This window comes from Candidatus Bathyarchaeota archaeon A05DMB-5 (assembly GCA_019685655.1).
Lineage (GTDB): Archaea > Thermoproteota > Bathyarchaeia > Bathyarchaeales > Bathycorpusculaceae > DSLH01.
This window is the reverse complement of sequence record JABFQP010000001.1, coordinates 449,327-467,629: the sequence shown is the minus strand read 5'-3', so window position 1 is coordinate 467,629 and position 18,303 is coordinate 449,327. Positions and strand designations below refer to the sequence as shown.

23 protein-coding genes are annotated in these 18,303 nt (G+C 41.7%); 14 read left to right on the top strand and 9 right to left on the bottom strand.

Annotated elements, in window-relative coordinates; all coding sequences use genetic code 11:
• Positions 1 to 5 precede the first annotated feature (5 nt).
• Positions 6 to 311 carry a signal recognition particle protein Srp19 gene (locus tag HM003_02645; protein MBX5328241.1) on the top strand — a complete coding sequence of 102 codons (306 nt, stop codon included), beginning with the start codon at positions 6 to 8 and terminating at the stop codon, positions 309 to 311.
• Positions 312 to 320: 9 nt separating this feature from the next.
• Here HM003_02645 and HM003_02640 read toward each other — a convergent pair whose 3' ends face one another.
• The 7 genes from HM003_02640 to HM003_02610 form a co-directional block, all read right to left on the bottom strand.
• Positions 321 to 719: a 30S ribosomal protein S8e gene (locus HM003_02640; GenBank protein MBX5328240.1), complete on the bottom strand. Its 399-nt coding sequence runs from the start codon at positions 717 to 719 to the stop codon at positions 321 to 323.
• A 70-nt stretch (positions 720 to 789) separates the two neighbouring features.
• On the bottom strand, positions 790 to 1,389 hold the full coding sequence (gene scpB / locus HM003_02635; GenBank protein ID MBX5328239.1) for an SMC-Scp complex subunit ScpB: 600 nt from the start codon (positions 1,387 to 1,389) through the stop codon (positions 790 to 792).
• Positions 1,361 to 2,062, bottom strand: a complete 702-nt coding sequence (locus HM003_02630; GenBank protein MBX5328238.1) for a hypothetical protein — start codon at positions 2,060 to 2,062, stop codon at positions 1,361 to 1,363. The genes scpB and HM003_02630 overlap by 29 nt, the downstream gene beginning before the upstream one ends.
• On the bottom strand, positions 2,062 to 5,613 hold the full coding sequence (gene smc / locus HM003_02625; GenBank protein MBX5328237.1) for a chromosome segregation protein SMC: 3,552 nt from the start codon (positions 5,611 to 5,613) through the stop codon (positions 2,062 to 2,064). The genes HM003_02630 and smc overlap by 1 nt, the downstream gene beginning before the upstream one ends.
• Positions 5,614 to 5,733: 120 nt before the next feature.
• On the bottom strand, positions 5,734 to 6,252 hold the full coding sequence (locus HM003_02620) for a DUF2096 family protein (protein MBX5328236.1): 519 nt from the start codon (positions 6,250 to 6,252) through the stop codon (positions 5,734 to 5,736).
• Between the two features lie 60 nt (positions 6,253 to 6,312).
• Positions 6,313 to 7,185, bottom strand: a complete 873-nt coding sequence (locus HM003_02615) for a cation transporter (GenBank protein MBX5328235.1) — start codon at positions 7,183 to 7,185, stop codon at positions 6,313 to 6,315.
• A gap of 15 nt (positions 7,186 to 7,200) precedes the next feature.
• Positions 7,201 to 7,743 carry a hypothetical protein gene (locus HM003_02610; GenBank protein MBX5328234.1) on the bottom strand — a complete coding sequence of 181 codons (543 nt, stop codon included), beginning with the start codon at positions 7,741 to 7,743 and terminating at the stop codon, positions 7,201 to 7,203.
• Between the two features lie 81 nt (positions 7,744 to 7,824).
• On the opposite strand from HM003_02610, the gene HM003_02605 reads away from it, so the two are divergent.
• Positions 7,825 to 8,172 (top strand): DUF488 domain-containing protein, encoded by a 348-nt coding sequence (locus tag HM003_02605; GenBank protein MBX5328233.1) that lies wholly within the window; start codon positions 7,825 to 7,827, stop codon positions 8,170 to 8,172.
• A 29-nt stretch (positions 8,173 to 8,201) separates the two neighbouring features.
• Here the strand turns inward: HM003_02605 and HM003_02600 are convergent, their stop codons facing one another.
• Together HM003_02600 and HM003_02595 are read right to left on the bottom strand one after the other, a co-directional pair.
• The gene (locus HM003_02600; GenBank protein ID MBX5328232.1) at positions 8,202 to 9,026 is read right to left on the bottom strand and encodes a ferrous iron transporter; all 825 of its coding nucleotides are present in this window, start codon (positions 9,024 to 9,026) and stop codon (positions 8,202 to 8,204) included.
• Positions 9,027 to 9,425 (bottom strand): helix-turn-helix domain-containing protein, encoded by a 399-nt coding sequence (locus tag HM003_02595; GenBank protein ID MBX5328231.1) that lies wholly within the window; start codon positions 9,423 to 9,425, stop codon positions 9,027 to 9,029.
• Between the two features lie 83 nt (positions 9,426 to 9,508).
• Here HM003_02595 and HM003_02590 point away from each other — a divergent pair, with 83 nt between their 5' ends.
• The 12 genes from HM003_02590 to HM003_02535 all read left to right on the top strand — a co-directional run bounded on the left by HM003_02590 (position 9,509) and on the right by HM003_02535 (position 18,281).
• Positions 9,509 to 10,696, top strand: a complete 1,188-nt coding sequence (locus HM003_02590; GenBank protein MBX5328230.1) for an FprA family A-type flavoprotein — start codon at positions 9,509 to 9,511, stop codon at positions 10,694 to 10,696.
• A complete protein-coding gene (locus tag HM003_02585) occupies positions 10,696 to 11,922 on the top strand; it encodes a DUF438 domain-containing protein (GenBank protein MBX5328229.1) in 1,227 nt (408 codons plus the stop codon). The genes HM003_02590 and HM003_02585 overlap by 1 nt, the downstream gene beginning before the upstream one ends.
• Positions 11,923 to 12,108: 186 nt before the next feature.
• Positions 12,109 to 12,837 (top strand): archaeal proteasome endopeptidase complex subunit alpha, encoded by a 729-nt coding sequence (locus HM003_02580; GenBank protein MBX5328228.1) that lies wholly within the window; start codon positions 12,109 to 12,111, stop codon positions 12,835 to 12,837.
• Between the two features lie 7 nt (positions 12,838 to 12,844).
• Positions 12,845 to 13,534, top strand: coding sequence for a ribosome assembly factor SBDS (locus HM003_02575; GenBank protein ID MBX5328227.1), 690 nt, complete (start codon positions 12,845 to 12,847; stop codon positions 13,532 to 13,534).
• Between the two features lie 31 nt (positions 13,535 to 13,565).
• Positions 13,566 to 14,285: a S1 RNA-binding domain-containing protein gene (locus HM003_02570; GenBank protein ID MBX5328226.1), complete on the top strand. Its 720-nt coding sequence runs from the start codon at positions 13,566 to 13,568 to the stop codon at positions 14,283 to 14,285.
• On the top strand, positions 14,269 to 15,006 hold the full coding sequence (locus HM003_02565; GenBank protein MBX5328225.1) for an exosome complex exonuclease Rrp41: 738 nt from the start codon (positions 14,269 to 14,271) through the stop codon (positions 15,004 to 15,006). Before HM003_02570 ends, HM003_02565 begins: the two co-directional genes overlap by 17 nt.
• Positions 15,006 to 15,797 (top strand): exosome complex protein Rrp42, encoded by a 792-nt coding sequence (locus HM003_02560; protein MBX5328224.1) that lies wholly within the window; start codon positions 15,006 to 15,008, stop codon positions 15,795 to 15,797. Before HM003_02565 ends, HM003_02560 begins: the two co-directional genes overlap by 1 nt.
• 5 nt (positions 15,798 to 15,802) lie before the next feature.
• Entirely contained in the window at positions 15,803 to 16,105 is a 303-nt protein-coding gene (locus HM003_02555) for a 50S ribosomal protein L37ae (protein ID MBX5328223.1), read from the top strand.
• Between the two features lie 8 nt (positions 16,106 to 16,113).
• Positions 16,114 to 16,368, top strand: coding sequence for a hypothetical protein (locus tag HM003_02550; GenBank protein ID MBX5328222.1), 255 nt, complete (start codon positions 16,114 to 16,116; stop codon positions 16,366 to 16,368).
• A 251-nt stretch (positions 16,369 to 16,619) separates the two neighbouring features.
• Positions 16,620 to 16,979 (top strand): prefoldin subunit beta, encoded by a 360-nt coding sequence (locus HM003_02545; GenBank protein MBX5328221.1) that lies wholly within the window; start codon positions 16,620 to 16,622, stop codon positions 16,977 to 16,979.
• 25 nt (positions 16,980 to 17,004) lie between these two features.
• A complete protein-coding gene (locus HM003_02540; GenBank protein MBX5328220.1) occupies positions 17,005 to 17,307 on the top strand; it encodes a DUF3194 domain-containing protein in 303 nt (100 codons plus the stop codon).
• A complete protein-coding gene (locus HM003_02535) occupies positions 17,289 to 18,281 on the top strand; it encodes a hypothetical protein (protein ID MBX5328219.1) in 993 nt (330 codons plus the stop codon). The genes HM003_02540 and HM003_02535 overlap by 19 nt, the downstream gene beginning before the upstream one ends.
• Positions 18,282 to 18,303 lie beyond the last annotated feature (22 nt).

Genomic DNA, 18,303 nt, shown 5'->3' with positions numbered 1-18,303 from the left:
AAGACATGCGTAAACAAGACAAAGCAATAATCTGGCCAGTCTATTTCGATTCAACAAAGACAAGAAAGGAAGGAAGACGAGTCCCTAAAAGCTTAGCTGTGCCGTCTCCCAAAATCTTGGAGATAAAAGATGCTGCAGAAAAAATTGGCTTAGAACACGAGCTTGTTTTGGATGCTGGGTATCCTAAAACACCATTTTTACCAAAATCGGGCATGTTACTTGTCAAGAAAAATGAGGCAAAACAGAAAGTAATTGTGAAAATTGCGAAACAGCTTTTAAAAATTCGAAGCTCGGCTTCTACGGCAAAATAGGCGTGTGTGTTAGCTTTTTTCTTCTTCGCCGATTAATATGGCATTAACTACGCCATTTTGCCCAGGACGAGAAGTGACACGTGCTAAGCCAAGCGAAGTTTCTACAACGGCGCTTTTGGTTATTACGCCTCTGCGGTCGTAATCTATGTTTGTTGGGTTTTTGACGACTCGTATAATCTCGACTTTTGCTGTTTTTCCACTTTTAGGGTCGGTTACGCAAGCATACTTGTCGCTTAAAATTTTAACTTTTAAGTTTCCGCCTCTTCCTCTGGAGATTTTGCGTTTAGGTTCGCCTACGAGTGTTTCTACTGGAAATGAGCCTTGTTCAAACTTTCGTTTTCCTCTGTAGGCTCTTTTTCTGCCTCCAGATGGTTTTTTCTTGTGGAGGTCACCGTGCCAAACTGACATGCTTATTTCCCTATTCTTTTAATTTAAGTGTTCACTATCAACCTTTATTTTGCATATAAACCTATCCATTTCAGGTTTGGGGAGTTTCTTGTTTTGAAAAATCTTCAAAGACATGTTTTAACTCTTTTTTCATAGTTGCAGTGTCGTGGCTCAATCCAAAATAGTCCGCAAAGTATTCTGTGGTTTTCAGAACCCATGAACGTCCGCTCCTTTCGCTGGCAATTAAGCCCATCTCTTTCAACAGTTTAATGTGGCCGTAGGCGTGGTGACCGCGGACGTCGACGACTCGTTTTTGTGAGACAGGTTGCCGATAGGCTATGTACGAGAGTGTTTTTAATGGACCAGTTGAAAGCAAGGGTCTGTTAACAAGTCTCCTAACGAGAGGTGTGAATTCTGCTTTTAACTGCAACACGTATCGTTCGTCTTTTAACTCTAAAATTTCCAGAGCGGTGTTTCTGCTCGCATAATCTTGCATAATATTCTTCACTAGTTTCCTAACCTTATTTTTTGAGCGAGTTTTCAAAACTGAACACAATTCGTTTAGGTCTAAGGGGCGACCTGCGACGTATAAGGCGGCTTCTACCAAGGCCAAGTCACGCTGTATTTTTTCTGCAGTTTGCTGTTGAAGATTCATATCTAAATTAAGTGCTTGTTTCTCTGTTTTCTGCAATGTTCAAATCTCCAACAGTTATGTATATCTCTTCAGTTTGTTCATCCTGCCATAATTTTATTTTTCCTTCCTGCGCTAAAAACAGCAAAAGTATGAATGTGCGAATGGCTTCTAACCGTCCGATACCTTTGATTAGGGTTGAAAATTCTATTATGCCCGTGCCTTTGACTCTTTCAGAAAGCGAAGTGTAGAGTTTTTCCATTTGCAATTCGATTTCCATTAGGTAAATGTCTAGTTGTGGAAGAATTTCTGAAGGTGTTGGAAGAATTGGTTCTGCAACTGCCTTTTCAAGATGGATTAGTTTTTCGCCTTTTAAGACATCATCCAGAACTTCAAGCAGATGACTAATGGTTGTTGATGTTAACTCGTGTCTAAGCGGCAAAAACAATGGTGGAGGCAGAAAGTCTTGGGGGGGCTTAGGCGGCGGTGGTGGTTCCTCAAGTTTTAGCAGAAGCTTTGACTTCATCAAATATATAAGGGCTGAAGAATCGAGAGCCACGCCTGAAGCTCTAAAGTCTACTTGCCCAACTCTTTCCATTTCCTCAAGAAACGTTGTAAGCAGATAGGAAATGTTGATGTTCCAAGGTGTTAACTTTTCGAGTTTGTGAAATTCGAATAGAATGTTCCATGGGGGACGCATGTAAAAGGGCTTTTTGAGCGTTGTAGAAGCCATTAGCTTGGCACCTCTAAGAATTTGGCTGAAATTACATTTGAGACTCCATTGCGTCCGTAAACGCCGTAAACCTTCTGTGCTTTGTTTACCATTTCGGGCTTTAGAGTGATGACTATGAATTGGGTTTTTTCAGATTCTTCCAATAGAACGTCAGCGAGTTTTGAGACATGAAAAGCGTCGAGATGTGCATCTATTTCGTCGAGTATGTAGAAGGCTGCAGGAGTAAACTCTTTCAAAGCGAATATAAATGCGACTGCTGCTACCGAACGTTCGCCACCACTGGCTCCGCTTACAACTATGGAAGGTTTGTTGGGAAACTGAACAATCATGTCGATGCCGCCAGAGAAAGGCTCGTCTGGATTCTCGAGTTTTAATGTGGCGTTTCCGCCTCCAGTTAGTTTTGCGAAGTACTTTCCAAGGTTATTATTGATTTTTTCGAAAGCTTCTGTGAATACCTTGCGTTTTTTGCGTTCTATCTCATCCATAAACTGTACTATGGCTTGTTTTTCTCTTTCCAGCTCGTTTAATCTCATTGAAAGTTCCTTGTAACGTGAAATTTGTTCTGCGTAATGCGAAAGGGCGAGCTGGTTTACTGCGCCTATTCGTTCGAGTTCAAGCTGCATCATTCTTATCGATGTTTCAGCTTCTGCGACTTGCGAGGGCGTCACTGTTAATGGTTGCTCATAACCTAACTGTCTAAGCTGGCTTCTGTATTGTTCAAGCTGTAACAATGATGTTTGAATGTTCAGCTGAAGCTGATTCAACAAGCGGTCAGCTTGCTCATACTCTGAATCAAGCTTACGCAGTTCTTTATCTATATCGTCAATTTGAGCGGTAAAATTCTTGGCTTCTTCTCTTGCTGACAAAACACTTTTTGAGAGTTCAACGCGATTCTTTTCCAGTTCCGTCAACTCATGCTTGAGTGATTCCCGCTCTTGCAACGCGCTTTCTACTTCTTTTTCAACTCTTCTAAACTGCTGTTCAACCTTTGCAAGTTGGATTTTTGCGTTTTGATATCCAACCCTTAAAACGTTATCAAATTGTGACTGCAGAGTTGAAGTTTCTGTTTGGATTGTGCCTAGTTTCTGTCTCAAAGTGATTATTTCTTCTGCGAGTTTTTCTCTTTTAACTTCCATTTCTTGAATTTGCGACGGGTCCGTCTTCCGTTTTAGGGAAGCCAATTCCTTCTGAAGCTTTCTCATTTCTTTCTGAATAGAGCTTTGTTCAGCCTTGTGCAGCCACATCTGTGTTTTCTCATTCTCAACCTCTTTATCAAGCCGCCCAATGATGTGTTCTACTCGCTTAACATTTGATTTTGTTCTTCTTGTGCTTCTTTTAACCCTGACTATTTCCCTGTCGAGCGTTGTGATAGCCTCTGATAAGCGAGTAATTTCAACGCGTGTTCTATCGATTTCATCCTCGAGAGTCGTTATGTCGCTGCCTCTTCTCGAGAGATGCTGTTGGAGTGCACTCACGGCTTCTTCAAGGCTTTTGATTGCAGATTCGCTTGGGATAATCGTGGAAAAATCAATAGGTGCACGATAATAACCACTTTCGAAGGCACCGCCCACCTCATAAAGGTCTCCGTTAACTGTCACTACGCGGTAGCCTTCATTGGATAAGGCAAAGGCGGTTTTGTCATCTGAAGCTATGAGCGTGTCGCCTAAAACAAAGTTAACTGCTGGTTCATAGTGCTTCTCACATTTCACAAAAAATGGAGCCGCGCCGTTCACACCTTCTCTTTCCGGAATTTTTGAAACCTTAGGTTTCAACGCGCCTTCAAGTGGAATTATTTTTATTCGCCCCAACTTCATTCTCCTTAAAGTTTCCGTGCACGTAAACGCAGCATCAAAATCCTTCACGACTATTGCGTCAAGCCATCCAGCCGCTGCCGCTTCAATCGCTTGTTTATAGGCTTTGTCAATCTTGATTAGGTTACGTAATCTGCCATACACGCCAGAAATTACGCCAAGATCGCCCAGTTCTTCTATGCTTTTGAGAGCTTTTTCTTCAGAAGCCACCGTTTCCGCGAGCTCTTTTTGCGTTACAAACTCTATAACTGCTTCGCGTGCTGAGTCAGCTATCTTTCCAGCTTCGGCAATTTCTCGTTCCACAGCTTCTTTTTGAGCTATTCGCCGCTCAAGTGTACGTTCGAGATTTTTTAGTTGAGTTTTCTGTTCCTTTTGCACTTTTTCAAGTTCAGCCAATGATTTTTCAAGTTCGCTAAGCGTTGCGGCAAATCTTTCTCTGCGTTCCTTCAGGTCTTTGAGTCGTCTTGCGCGTAGTTTGATGGCTGTGTGGCTTTTCACCTGTTCAGACCGTAGATAGGTTAGTCTTTTGTAGTTGCTTTCGAGTTTCTGTTCTATTTCATGGATTCTTTTGCTGTTTTCTCCAAGATTTTCCCATAGTTGAGCGGTTTCCTTTGCTAACATGTCATGTTCCGCTTGTTTCGCGTTTATTTGGTTCAGAATTTCTTCATATTCGGTTTTGAGTCGTTTTATTTTTAAGCGGTTTTCGCGGATTTCGTCTCGGATGGTTTGGTATTGTTTAAGATTGTTTTCTCTTATCCGTTTTAGACCTTCCAAACTTGTTTTTCCAGAACTTATCTTAGTTGTTAACTCCGTTAATTTTGATTTTAATTCGCCAATTTTTATCTGAACCCTTAAAACTTGGGAGCCGCCTTCCTCGACAAGTTCTGAACTTAGCTTACGCCATTCTCCTTCAATTTCTCTTCTTTTCGACCTACGCTCTTCACGTAACTGTCTTAATTTTTCAACCATGCCTCGAAGCTTGTCTGCTTGTGAAGAGGTTTCCTTTGTTTTTTCCTGTATCTGCGCCATATCATGTGAAAGTTCAACAGCTTCAAACTTTTTTATTTCATTTTGAATAAAACTGAACCGTAATAACTCGTTGCGTTCCCTTTCTAGGTCATCTACGCGCTTTTGCACCTCGTCTATTCTACCCATGGCTGTGCGAATGGAGATGTCAGCCGCGCGCAGTTTTTCTTCCGCCTCAGCCTTCTCAGCGTCGTACTGGGCAATTCCGACTAAATCCTCAATTATTTTTCTACGCTCGGGTGGAGAGATGTCTGTTAAGCGAGTTATAGTGCCTTGCAAGATTATGTTTTGGCTGGTTGAGCTTATTCCAGCCATTAGGAGGATTTCCAGAATCTGCGCACGGGAGATTCTTCTTCCATTAAGTCTGTAAACGCTTTGTCCATTTCTGTAAACTTCCCGTGAGACAGTGACTGTTGTTGTATCAACTGGCATGCGCCCGTCCGAGTTGTCAAACTGAATTATTACTTTAGCCATCTTCGCCTTTTCTAATCCAGCCTTTTCAGAACCATGGAAAATTAGTTTAGCCGCGGTTTCCGCGCGGAGTCGTCTAGTGCTTAACTCGCCTAAAGCGAATAGAACTGCGTCAACAATGTTTGTTTTTCCGCTTCCGTTGGGTCCCGTGATTGCCGTGAAGCCTCTATCTAGAGTTACTTTAACGGTTTGCGGACCGAACGATTTGAAACCTTTAACTTCGATTTTTTTAATGTAGGGCATCCTAGTTTGCGCCCTCGCCCTCACGGGGAGATAGAGCTATCTTATTATAGAGACTTCTGTAAGATTTTTCTATAAAAAGATTACATTTCAATGCTTTAACGGTTATGCACGGTTTAAAGGCTATTTTTCAGTCTTCACTCCATACTTTGTAGCCATTTTCTTTACAAACTCTTTTAAGCGTTCGTCTTCGCCATATACAAGCAGGTAACCATCATTTTGAAGTTTGCAGGATAAGTTTGATTCTTGAGCTAACGTTTTCAATTTTTCAATGGATAACTCGGCTGAAGGTTTAACTCGAATCCACCTTTGTTCTCTCGGCAACCCGGGAACGAATCTTGTTTCTTCATCTTCCACGTCAGGCATGCGCGCACTGGCTTCGTCTAAACGTTTAAGCCATTCATCCGCGTGTTCCACTCCAAATTTTTTCTGTCCTTCAGAGATAAGGTAAGATTCAACATTACCGAGGTACTCTTCAATTTTCTGCATGGTCTCTCCACGGTATGGGTCTGCCTTCAAAATTTTAATCATGGTCCTAGCAGATTTCAAATTATCCATGACATCCGCTGGAATTGAGATGCCTTTTTTCCGGAATTCCATAATCATTTCTTCCAGAACTTTCCAGACAGCCAAATATCCCATATTATCAATTCACCATTCTTTGAATTAGCATCGAAACTATAAAGGGTTATCACAAGGCAGTTAGTTTTCGGCTGGGTCCACGTGGATTACGCAGTGTTGGCATCCTGTCTCGCGGCTGATTTTTTCTTTAACCTCTTCTGCAATGCGGTCTGCTTCTTCTATTGATGTGCCCCTTGCAACTTCTATGTGAAAGCCCGTGTGAATAATGTTAGGTCCAACGTATTCAGCCTTCAAATCATGAACATCCAACACGCCTTTTACGGATTTGGCTGTGGATTCTATTTTCTCCAAAAACTGTCTGCCAAGTGCTTTGCCTACTAAATAGTGAACATTGTCTTTAAAGAGGTATATGCCGCTTAATGCGATTACGGTGGCTACAATAATAGAGGCTGCTGGGTCAGCTAAGTGATACCCTTGTCCCACGAGAATTACCGCAATCAACGCAGCCATGTAAGAAAATTCGTCTTTAAGAAGTGCAATCAGTTGCGCTTTCATCGAAGCCCCTTTTGCCTTAGTCCTCAAAATGTCGACTGTTGGAATTGCGATTATAAACATGCCAACTACGATAACTGTTAATGCAAGAGTTAGGTTTTGAAATTCGCTATATTCAGAAGTTTGGAAGAATTTTGGAATGGCTTCTCGATATGTTTCGAGACTCATGAAAGAAATTAGGATTGTGGCTGAGACTAGAGCCGCTACGTTTTGTCCTCGTCCGTGACCGAACATGTGAAACTCGTCTGCAGGCTTATGTGACCAATAGGTGGATATTAAAAGAAAAGTGGAGACTAAGACGTCGCTTAGCATTTCTAAGGCTTGCGCCAGCAGTACTAGAACGTTCGTGAAGAGATAAGCGGTTAATTGTATAATGACCAGTATCAAGTAGCTTGCTAAGGCTATTTTTATTCCACGCGTCTCTGTGGCGTACTCAGTCATTCAAGTGCCCTACGTTTAATGTTCGTGCCCGCCCATTCCTTCTTCGCCGTGCTCTCCATCACCCTTTATGTTAGTGTACAAATGATGCGAGTAGAGAACAAAGCCTAGCATTGCATGCACGTATTCTCTTGCAGCGTCCACATCATCCACATCGTATTTCTTTTTCTCCATGGCATGTTTGAATCTTCTTTGTAATTCTTCTTCCACACTATACACTATGAAATCTATCACTTCTTTCGGGTTTCCTTTCTCAATAGCTTTTTCTGCACGCGGCACAACGGGACCCCAATCAAGCCCCGCTGGTTTAAGCCCAGTGTAAGGTGCTCCTTCACCTTCTCTATGCAAGCGCACCGCAGTTTCAAAGAACCAGTAATCAGCAACTTCAGCCGCTTCTTTACCCAATTTTCTTGCATGAAGAGTTTTCTCAAACGCTTTCTTCAACTCAGCCTCAGCTTTCTTCGGCACCCAAGGCAGAATGAGGTTAACATTTCCAGTTTCTAAAGCCATTTTTGCAGCCTTTACAACAGGACCATCCATAGTGTCACAATGAGGAGGCATTCCATCACCCCAAAATGTTCTTTTCGTCGTGTCTGCTTAAAAGATTTAATACTTAAGAACAAAGTGTAGTGTGTGATTTAGATGATAAAGATAAAAAGAGTTTATGATGCACCTTCAAAAGAAGACGGTTACAGAATCCTTGTAGATAGATTATGGCCGAGAGGATTATCGAAAGAAAAGGCCAATGTTGACTTGTGGTTGAGAGAAATTGCACCTAGTGACGAGTTAAGAAAAAGGTTTTGCCATGACCCAGTGAAATGGGAAGAATTTAAAGAAAAATACGCTGAAGAGCTGGAAAGAAAGAGGGATTTGCTTCGTAAAATTAAACAGATTGAGGAAGAGCAAGGAACTGTTACGCTTCTTTATGCTGCTAAGGACAAAGAACATAACAATGCGGTCGCTTTGAGTAATGTATTGAAAAGTGCATGAACTCTAAGCTTTCGCCATATTTTCCTTACTTATTTTTTATAAACCCATATCAAAAGTGGAAGCGCTATTGCCAGATAGGAAATGTGAACTATCATTCTCGCCCATTCTGCACTTACCGTGTAGCCGAACATTACCGCAAATATGGAGCCTATTATGCCTTTATGGTGAAATGGGCTGTCTGCTGGAATGTTCAAAACATACGCTGATTCGCTTAGCCAGCCTATTTTATAGCCAGTTTCTTCGTAGTATTCCAGAAGTTCATGTGTGCCGTAACCAGCTAAGCCGCCAGCGAGCAGAATTAACATTATGCTTGTAAAATAAAAGAATCTTTGCAGATTGATTTTCATGCCAACCACAAAAATGCCATAAGCCAACAGGACCGCAGTAAAGATTCCCAAAAACATTCCGGTTAGCGTCGCTATTGTATCGCTTAACAAAAATGGCGCGAGAAAAAGGACAGTTTCGAAACCTTCCCTGAAAACTACGATGAATCCAAGCAAAGACAATCCGATTATGGCGCTTCGTGATGCCGCGCGCTCAACATGTTTCTCCATTTCTTCACGAATATGTCTTCCTTTAACAGCCATCCAATAAATCATGAAGGACAAAACTGCAACGGCAACGAACGCCGCCAATGCTTCAAACAGTAGCTTTGAAGTTTCTGAAAGAATGCCATATGTAAACCAAACAATCACACCTAAACTAAGGCTGGCGACTACGGCTAGAGATATTCCATACCATACGTAACGTGCCAAACCATATCTGCCGCTTCTGACTAGGTAAGACAGTATTATTGCGGCTATCAGCGCCGCTTCGAGAGTCTCTCTAAACGTTATTAAATATTGCCCAAACATTTACACACACTTCAGCGCATCTGTGAGCAAGCATAATCCACATTTTTCTACATCGATTGCAGGGTCAAGGGTTTTGTGCATTTGGCATAGCAAGCTTTTGGAACGTATTGTTTTGCAGATTTCGCAGAATGCTTGAATGAAGCTTTTACGGGATAAATCACCTTCTGCTAAGGCTTCCGCCAGATTCTCTATTAGCTTTGTTATTTCTGGGTCGTTCTCTAGGTTTATGGCTTTACCGCGCATTTTTCTTTCGTATAGGCTTATGGCGGGTTGGCTTATTCCTAATCGTTTAGCTGCTTCTGTCTGTGTTAGATTATACTTTGTTGTGAGTGTTTTGGCTATCATAGCGCGGACTGGCGGTAGTAGGCATTTTACTGCGACTTCGCAGGGAAGCGACATTTATGTTGTCTCCGGGTAGTATTGTGTAGAAAGGCATAAATATACTTTATTACAATTGTAATATTAAAATGAGGGAACCCAACATGAAATGGAGAAACACAACCAAACTTTCAGAAAACGTTTACTGGGTCGGCATTAGAGACTGGAACCGCAGACTTTTCGACGCATTAATTCCACTACCAAAAGGAACAAGCTACAACGCCTACCTAGTAATCGGCAAAAACAAAACAGCATTAATAGACACAGTAAACCCAGGCTTCGAGAAAGAACTAAAAGAAAAAATACACACGCTTGTGGACCCAAGCGAAATTGACTACGTAATAATGAACCATGCAGAACCAGACCACGCAGGCGCAATACCATACATAATGAGACTTAGCCCTAAAGCTAAACTAGTGACAACAACTAAAGGCGCAAAAATGGCCCAAATATTCTACAACGTCCCAGAAGAAAGAATAATCGCAGTGAAAGACCAAGAAACCATTGATTTAGGAGGCAAAACCTTACGTTTTATAGAAGCGCCGATGCTTCACTGGCCAGAAACAATGTTCACGTATCTGCAAGAGGATAAAATTCTGTTTCCATGCGACTTTTTCGGTTCACACTTGGCAAAGGGACAATATGACGATGAAGTGGAAGACTTGCTTGTTCACGCTCAAAGATACTGGGGTGAAATAATGATGCCTTTTGCTGTCATGGCTAAAAGAGCGCTGGAAAAGATAAAGGATTTAGAAATCAAGATGATTGCGCCAAGCCACGGACCAATCCATAGAAATCCCGAACGCATACGAAATGCCTATTATAAGTGGGCAAACGGAGAAACCAAACAAAAAGCAATCATAGTTTACGTAACAATGTGGAACAGCACAGAAAAAATGATACAAGCAATCGCGGACACATTAGCGTCTGAAGGCATCCAAATTGTAGTACATAATTTAGCATTAAGCGATATTAGAGACGTAGCCAAAGATTTGGTAGATTCAAAAGCCATAGTGTTAGGCGCACCAACAGTCTTAGGCGGTGCACACCCATTAGCTGTTTACGCCTCTTATTTAGTGAAAGCTTTGAAACCGCCACTCAAATTCGCCGTCGTTCTAAGCTCTTATGGGTGGGGCGGAGGCACAATAAAGCAAGTTCAAGAAGTTCTCGGTCCATCAAAAATAGAAGTTGTCGGCGCATTAGAAGTTAACGGTCCACCAACAGAGAATGATATCAGTAAAATAGTTGAACTGGGCAAAACTCTTGCTGGAAAGATTAAGGAGACGCCGTGATGAGCGAAATAGCCGAGAACAAAAAGAAAATACTGAAAGAAATAATCACGCAGTTACATGCGGGCGTTCCGCCTCAACAAGTAAAAGAGAGATTTAAACAATTTTTGGGAAGTATAAGCTCTGAGGAAATTGCTAAAATTGAGAATGAACTCGTAAAGGAAGGCATGCCGAGAGAGGAAATTCAACGCCTATGCGATGTTCACCTTGCAGTTTTTAGGGAACAATTAGAAAAACAGAAGCCAGAGATTCCTCCGGAACATCCCATTGGAATTCTATTAGAAGAACATAAGATTATGTTACAACTCGCAGAAAAACTCGCTTCTGTTACAAACAAAATTAAGCAGATAAACGACAAAAACTACATTGGAGACGCAATCCACCAACTGCAACACATAGCAAGAGATTTCACAGACTCAGAAAAACATTACTTACGCGAAGAAAACGTGCTCTTCCCAGTCATAGAAAAACATGGAATCACCGAGCCACCAGCAATAATGTGGATGGAACACAACCAGATAAGAGAGAAAAAGAAACAACTCAGCAACCTAATCGGAAAATACGACAACATAGATTTTCAAGATTTTAAGAAACAGCTTGCAGAAGCCTCTGCTGCATTAAACGAAATTCTCCCCAGCCACTTTTTCAAAGAAAACAACATACTATTTCCAACAGCATTGAAAGTTGTTACAAAGGAAGAATGGACAGATATTAGGCGAGAGTTTGATGAAATTGGATACTGCTGTTTCACGCCGCCACACATTATAGTAGCACCAAAATCTGAAGAAACAAAAAAAGAAGAAGCATTAACACAAGAGGGTATAGTACAATTTGAAACTGGTTCTCTCTCAAAAGACGAAATTGAAGCCATTTTGAACACACTTCCAATTGATATATCATTCGTCGACGCAAATGACGCCGTGAAATACTTCAACAAAGCAGAAAAAAGAATATTTGTCCGCACAAAAGCCGTCATAGGCCGAAAAGTTCAGCTCTGCCACCCACAAAAAAGCGTTCACATAGTAAACAAGATTTTAGAAGCCTTCAAAACAGGCAAAAGAGATGTGGCGGAATTCTGGATTACAATGAACAACCGCCTAATACACATAAGATACTTCGCTGTGAGAGACCAAAACGGAAAATACCTTGGAACAATGGAAGTAACACAAGACTTGACAGAGTTAAAGAAAATTGAAGGAGAAAAAAGACTCCTAGACTGGAAAGAATAAGCCACGCTCCCAAAACCAGCCTACCAGAAGTTCAACCTATATATAAGGGAGGGTCTATCAAAAGAGACAACTGAAAGAAACCAACCATTCTGCAAAAAGCAAGAATATTTTAGGAAAAGGTTTTTAGTCAAGATGTCATATGAAAGTCTGCAAATGTACTAGGTAATAGTGAGAGGTAGATATGTTATGTCCGTATTTGCAGCGCCAGGAGCATATGACCGTGCCATAACTGTTTTCTCACCAGACGGCAGACTGTTCCAAGTAGAATACGCAATGGAATTAGTTAACCGTGGAGCAACAATTTTGGGAATACGTTGCTCCGAAGGAATAGTTTTGGGTGCGGAAGAAACCGTCGAGCCCCTCGAGGACGCAGAATACTCCTGGAAAATTTTCAAAGTAGACGAGCATGTCGGCGCAGCAATAGTTGGTTTAAGCTCTGACGCGCGCATTCTTATAGACCAAGCAAGAGTGTACGCTCAAAGTAACAGACTAACTTATGACGAGCCCATAGACGTGGAAGTTGTAACCAAAAGAATCTGCGACATAAAACAACTATACACACAACACGCAGGCGTTAGACCTTTCGGAGTTTCAATGATTTTCGGCGGAGTTGATAAGGCAGGAAACAGACTGTTAGGAACGCATCCAAGCGGAACATACAGAGGCTACAAGGCTACTGCTTTAGGCGCTGGAAGAGAAACCGTGCTATCAATATTGAAGGAAGAATACCGCGAAGACATGGTGCTAGAAGACGCCACAAAACTTGCAGTAAAATGTTTAGTAAAAGCCCTAGAAGCCAGACAACTGCCGCCAAGAATAAAAATAGCTGTCATTCCTTCAGCAACAAAGAAGATGGAAATGTTAGGCGACGACAGAATTGAAAGTTACATGAAAGAGTTGGGACTGGGCAAGTGAAACGCTGATGAGCGAAAAGTACACCGTCGCACGCATAATAAAGGATAACGAACACTTTGAAGTGCTCGTAAAGCCTCAAAAAGCATTAGATTATCGAATGGGAAAAATCACCGCAATAACCGAAGTGTTAGTAACTGAAACCATATTTTCAGATGCAAACAAAGGCACAAAAGTCTCAGAAGAAAACCTCCGCAAAGCCTTCGGAACAACAGAACCACTAAAAATAGCAGAAATAATACTGAAAAAAGGAACACTGCAACTAACAACTGAACAAAGAAGAAAAATGATTGAGGACAAAAGAAAACAAATAGTAGACTTCATATCAAGACAATGCGTCGACCCCAAAACAAACCTTCCACATCCACCATTACGCATAGAAAACGCCCTAGAACAAATCCACTACTCAATAGACCCCTTCAAGCCCGTAGAAGAACAAGCGCGAGAAATAATCAAGCTGCTCAGACCAATTCTGCCACTAAAAATGGAACAAGTATCCGTAGGCGTCCACATACCAACAGAATACGCGGCTAGAGCATACGGAACAATAAAGACGTTTGGAACAATAAAACGAGAAGAATGGCGTGGCGACGGGTCATGGTATGGCGTCTTAGAAATGCCAGCAGGATTATACGGTCCTTTTCTAGAAAAGCTTGGAGAAATAACCAAAGGAAATGGAGAAGCGAAAATAATCGCTTAAAAATTGTTATGAATGAAAAAGGTGTGAATTTATGCCAACATTTTTTGAAAGAAGACAGCTTGTAACGCCTGGAGATTTGATTGCAGAAGACGATTACATGGCTGGCGAAAACACTTACCGAGAAAATAACAAAATCTACGCTTCACGAATCGGCATAGTGGAATACGAAAACAAAAAAGTCAACGTTGTAGCTCTACGAGCATTTTACATTCCAAGAATTGGAGACATAGTCATAGGAACTGTCACCGAAGTGGGATTCAACGGGTGGACAGTGGACATTAACGCGCCATACGAAGCCCTTTTAAGAGCATCAGACGTTTTAAGCAGACCGTTCAAACCACAAAAAGACGAATTATCTCAAGTTCTCGATGTAGGAGACTTGATAGTCGCAAAAATAATCGCCTATGACAGAGCTCACAACCCGCAACTAACGGTTGGTGAGCCAGGACTTGGAAAAGTAACTCGCGGACAAATCGTGAAGATTACACCGACAAAAATTCCACGCGCCATAGGCAGAAAAGGCTCCATGATATCAATGATAAAACAAGAAACGGGCTGTCAAATAATTCTCGGACTCAACGGAGTCGTATTAATTACGGGGAAAACCCTTGAAGATGAACAGTTAGCGGTGATGGCGCTACGCAAGATTGAGGAAGAATCTCACACGAGCGGTTTGACAGACCGCATAACCCAAATGATTAAACAAGAAAAAACAAAACGGGGGAAAGTTAAAAATGAGTCAGAAAACTGAAAAGTTAATTGATAAAAAAGGTTTAAGACTGGACGGAAGAAAACCAGACGAGTTAAGACCGATAAAAATTGAAGTAGGAATTTTGTCAAACGCTGACGGTTCAGCATACATTGAACAAGGAAAAAATAAAATTTTAGCCGCAGTGTTCGGTCCGAAAGAATTACACCCGAAACATTTGGCACTTCAAGACCGAATGGTTTTAAGATGCCGCTACCACATGGCACCCTTCTCAGTTCAAGAACGCAAATCACCTGCACCATCAAGAAGAGAAATTGAACTTTCAAAAGTCATAAGAGAATCACTGGAACCAGCAATTTTTCTCGAATACTACCCAAGAACAGGCATAGACATCTTCGTGGAAGTTTTGCAAGCAGATGGCGGCACAAGATGTGCAAGCATAACCGCTGCATCTTTAGCTTTAGCAGATGCAGGCATTCCAATGCGCGATTTGGTCGCTGCATGCGCTGCTGGAAAGGCTGATGATACCATAGTATTGGATTTGATGGATACAGAAGATAAAATAGGGACAGCAGATGTGCCAGTCGCTTTAATGCCAAATTTAAACGCTATAACGCTTCTGCAGATGGATGGAATACTAACCTTGGAAGAGTTCGAGAAAGCTGTGAATATGGCAATTGAAGGGTGCAAAAAAATCTACACGTTACAAAAAGAAGCTTTGAAACTTAAATATGTAAGCGTCAAAGAGGAGGCTGAAGAGTAATGTCGTCAATAATCACACGAGTAAAACAGAAACAGATTGCGCAGTTAATCGCTAAAGGAAAACGCTTGGATGGTAGAGAATTAACAGACTACCGCGAAATAAAGTTAGAGCAAGGATTAATAGAACGTGCAGAAGGCTCGGCAAGGGTGTTGCTTGGAAAAACAGAAGTGATGGTGGGAACAAAAATTGAAACGGGTGAACCGTTTCCAGACACGCCGAACGAAGGAGTTTTAACAGTAAACGCTGAACTTGTGCCTTTAGCTTCATCAACTTTTGAACCCGGGCCACCAGACGAAAACTCCATTGAACTTGCAAGAATTGTCGACAGAGGAATAAGAGAATCAAAAGCTATTGACACAGAAAAACTTTGCATCGAACCCGGCGAAAAAGTGTTTGTCGTTTTCGTTGATGTTTATGTGCTTAATCACGATGGAAACTTGATAGATGCTTCAGCATTAGCTGCAATGGCTGCTTTGCTCAACACGAAAATGCCCAACTATGAAGTCGAAGAAGGCGAAGTGAAATTAAAGTCGGGATACACTCCACTTCCATTGAAAAAGCGCCCCATAACCGTCACGTTCGCTAAGATAAACGACAAACTAATCGTTGACCCTTGCCTCGAAGAAGAACAAGTAATGGATTCTAGGCTTTCAATAGCAATCGACGACGACGGAAACATCTGCGCATTACAGAAAGGCGGCAGTGGATATTTCACACAAGAACAAGTTTTCGAAGCCGCCAAAATAGCTAAAGAAAAAGCTGAAGAAATGCGTAAAAAACTGAAATGGTGAGAAAAATGGGAAAAAGAACTAAAAAGGTTGGGCCAACACGAGGACTTGGACCACGTTACGGCGCCACTGTTAGAAAGCGCTACATCAAGGTAATTACAGAAATGAAAAAGCCACACGTGTGCCCACGATGTGGATTTTCACGCGTCAAAAGAGAAAGCGTTGGCGTTTGGAAATGCAAAAAATGCGGATTCACTTTCACTGGTGGAGCATACACACCAACCACAAAACTTGGAATCGTAGCGAAACGCGTGGCTAAAGGGGCACCATTAGAGGAAGTTGTGAAAGCGACGGAAGAAGAAGCAGAGTAACAGGAAGCATGAAGACAAAGGCTACTATCCGTTTGAAATTTCCTTCAGAAAAATACTTAGAAATAGTCTTAAAGGCTTTGGAGCCAGAAATTAGAAAATCGCCTACAACGCGTTCACAAGCGACCTTTACGCGGAAAAAGAACTTGATAATTTTGAATGTTGCTGCTAAAGATACAGTTGCTTTGCGAGCTGCAGTAAACGCTTATTTAAGATGGATAAACTCGACAACAAATGTTTTAGAAATTCTGGAAAGCATATCTTAGATTGCGATTCTGCAATGGATAAGACAATCTATAATTGAAATAACTCGTTCTATACTTATCACAAAAACAACCATTTTGGACTTATTCTCTAAATTTTGGCTTACCACTATAGATTTGTTAAAGCGCAGAAATTTTTGTTAAACAATATTGCAGCGACCCTTCTATGGAATTTGTCTATATTTCGGGAAATGTTTTATTAATGACTGTGCTTATTGCTGTGCAGAATGGAAGGATAAGAAGTGAGTGATGAAATTTCGAAACTTCCTCCTCAAGTTCAAGAGCGTTTATTGCGGCTTAATCAGCTTCAGCAGACGCTTCAGTCGATTCTAGCGCAGAAGCAACAGGTAGAAATGGAACTTACAGAAATTGAACAAGCCTTAAATGAGTTGCAGAAATTGGCTGACGATGCGGTAATCTACAAGGCTATTGGTTCGCTTCTGGTGAAATCGGAGAAAGCCAAAATATCCGCGGATTTAAACGAGCGGAAAGAGTTGCTGAACACCAGAGCGACGGTGTTGGGGAAGCAGGAAGAACGATTGCGTAGTCAATTGAAAGATTTGCAGACTAAGCTTCAACAAGATTTGAGTCCAGTTTCTCCGTCCCAGTCATAGCCTAGTTTGCGTCTAGGTGACGATTGTGGAAGAAGTGGACATACCAGAGTTAACTACTGAACAAGTTGAAGAATTGTGTTCTATCGCAGAGTATGCCGCTAGAAAATATGTCTTATCAAAGGTTCCTCAGAAAAAGATAGAGAAAATGGACATCAGCGCCGAGGCAGATGGCACAAAACCGGTAACGCTCACGGTTGACGTAGACATTGCTTTATCACCTTCGATAGAAAATCTTGACGTGCAGAAACTTGTTGATGAAGCAGTTAAGGAAGCTTTTGCTTCGGCGGAAAAATATTTGAGGAAATTAAAGTGTCATTCGCCAAAATAGATAAAATTTTAGAGGAGACAAACGCCAAACTTGCCGTTTTGCTATGCCATCATAATGCAGATCCGGACGCAGTCTGTTCAGCTTATGCACTAGCAAGTTTGATACGGCGATTGAAGCCGGAATGCGCTGTGGAAATTGGAGCAACTCAAGGAATAAGTCGACTTTCAAAGCATCTTATCAGATTTTTGCCTATAGAAGTGAAAACTCAACCGAGCGTGGAAAAGGCAGACGTACTAATGCTGCTTGACACTAACACAATACAGCAACTGAATAATTGGGCTGAAAAAGTAAAGGCTTCAAAAGCGCCTATAATTGTTGTTGACCATCATGCGGCGCATCCGGAAACTGAACGATTAGCTAAAGTATGCATAACTAATGAAGAAGCATCCTCGACATGCGAGATTGTCTATGGTTTCTTTAAAGAAAAAAACATTAAACCGAACGAAACAGAAGCTAAAGCATTGTTTTTGGGCATAGCCTTCGACACACGCCATTTTGTTCTAGCTAACTCGTCCACGCTGAAGACAATAGCAGAACTCGTCGACGCAGGCGCAAACGCCCAAGAAACCTTGTCGTTGCTTTCTTTGCCTATGGACTTTTCAGAGCGCGTCGCAAGGTTAAAGGCATGTAAAAGAGCTAAACTTTTCAAGATTGGCGAATGGATTGTTGCCTTTTCTCATGTCAGCGCTTTTCAAGCTTCAGCGGCAAGAGCTATCATTGATTTAGGTGCGCATGTTGCCGTTGTTGCAGGACAAAAGAACGAAAACTTGGAAATTAGTCTACGCTGCACACGCGAGTTTCAAGAGAAAACAGGGATACACATGGGCAAGGACATTGCTAAACCTCTAGGCGAGTATCTTCAAGGAATGGGCGGTGGACATGCGTCTGCTGCGGGGGTTAATGGTGTAGGCGACATTGATAGCGGTCTTAAGCGTTGCTTGCGGCTTTTGAAGGAAAAGTTATCTAATCAATAATAAGTAGCTACTCTTAAATGAG

Coding starts and splice junctions, on each gene's coding strand:
- HM003_02645 (MBX5328241.1), top strand. CDS start 6: ATGCGTAAACAAGACAAAGCAATAATCTGGCCAGTCTATTTCGATTCA.
- HM003_02640 (MBX5328240.1), bottom strand. CDS start 719: ATGTCAGTTTGGCACGGTGACCTCCACAAGAAAAAACCATCTGGAGGC.
- HM003_02630 (MBX5328238.1), bottom strand. CDS start 2,062: ATGGCTTCTACAACGCTCAAAAAGCCCTTTTACATGCGTCCCCCATGG.
- smc (MBX5328237.1), bottom strand. CDS start 5,613: ATGCCCTACATTAAAAAAATCGAAGTTAAAGGTTTCAAATCGTTCGGT.
- HM003_02620 (MBX5328236.1), bottom strand. CDS start 6,252: ATGGGATATTTGGCTGTCTGGAAAGTTCTGGAAGAAATGATTATGGAA.
- HM003_02615 (MBX5328235.1), bottom strand. CDS start 7,185: ATGACTGAGTACGCCACAGAGACGCGTGGAATAAAAATAGCCTTAGCA.
- HM003_02610 (MBX5328234.1), bottom strand. CDS start 7,743: ATGCCTCCTCATTGTGACACTATGGATGGTCCTGTTGTAAAGGCTGCA.
- HM003_02605 (MBX5328233.1), top strand. CDS start 7,825: ATGATAAAGATAAAAAGAGTTTATGATGCACCTTCAAAAGAAGACGGT.
- HM003_02600 (MBX5328232.1), bottom strand. CDS start 9,026: ATGTTTGGGCAATATTTAATAACGTTTAGAGAGACTCTCGAAGCGGCG.
- HM003_02595 (MBX5328231.1), bottom strand. CDS start 9,425: ATGTCGCTTCCCTGCGAAGTCGCAGTAAAATGCCTACTACCGCCAGTC.
- HM003_02590 (MBX5328230.1), top strand. CDS start 9,509: ATGAAATGGAGAAACACAACCAAACTTTCAGAAAACGTTTACTGGGTC.
- HM003_02585 (MBX5328229.1), top strand. CDS start 10,696: ATGAGCGAAATAGCCGAGAACAAAAAGAAAATACTGAAAGAAATAATC.
- HM003_02580 (MBX5328228.1), top strand. CDS start 12,109: ATGTCCGTATTTGCAGCGCCAGGAGCATATGACCGTGCCATAACTGTT.
- HM003_02575 (MBX5328227.1), top strand. CDS start 12,845: ATGAGCGAAAAGTACACCGTCGCACGCATAATAAAGGATAACGAACAC.
- HM003_02570 (MBX5328226.1), top strand. CDS start 13,566: ATGCCAACATTTTTTGAAAGAAGACAGCTTGTAACGCCTGGAGATTTG.
- HM003_02565 (MBX5328225.1), top strand. CDS start 14,269: ATGAGTCAGAAAACTGAAAAGTTAATTGATAAAAAAGGTTTAAGACTG.
- HM003_02560 (MBX5328224.1), top strand. CDS start 15,006: ATGTCGTCAATAATCACACGAGTAAAACAGAAACAGATTGCGCAGTTA.
- HM003_02555 (MBX5328223.1), top strand. CDS start 15,803: ATGGGAAAAAGAACTAAAAAGGTTGGGCCAACACGAGGACTTGGACCA.
- HM003_02550 (MBX5328222.1), top strand. CDS start 16,114: ATGAAGACAAAGGCTACTATCCGTTTGAAATTTCCTTCAGAAAAATAC.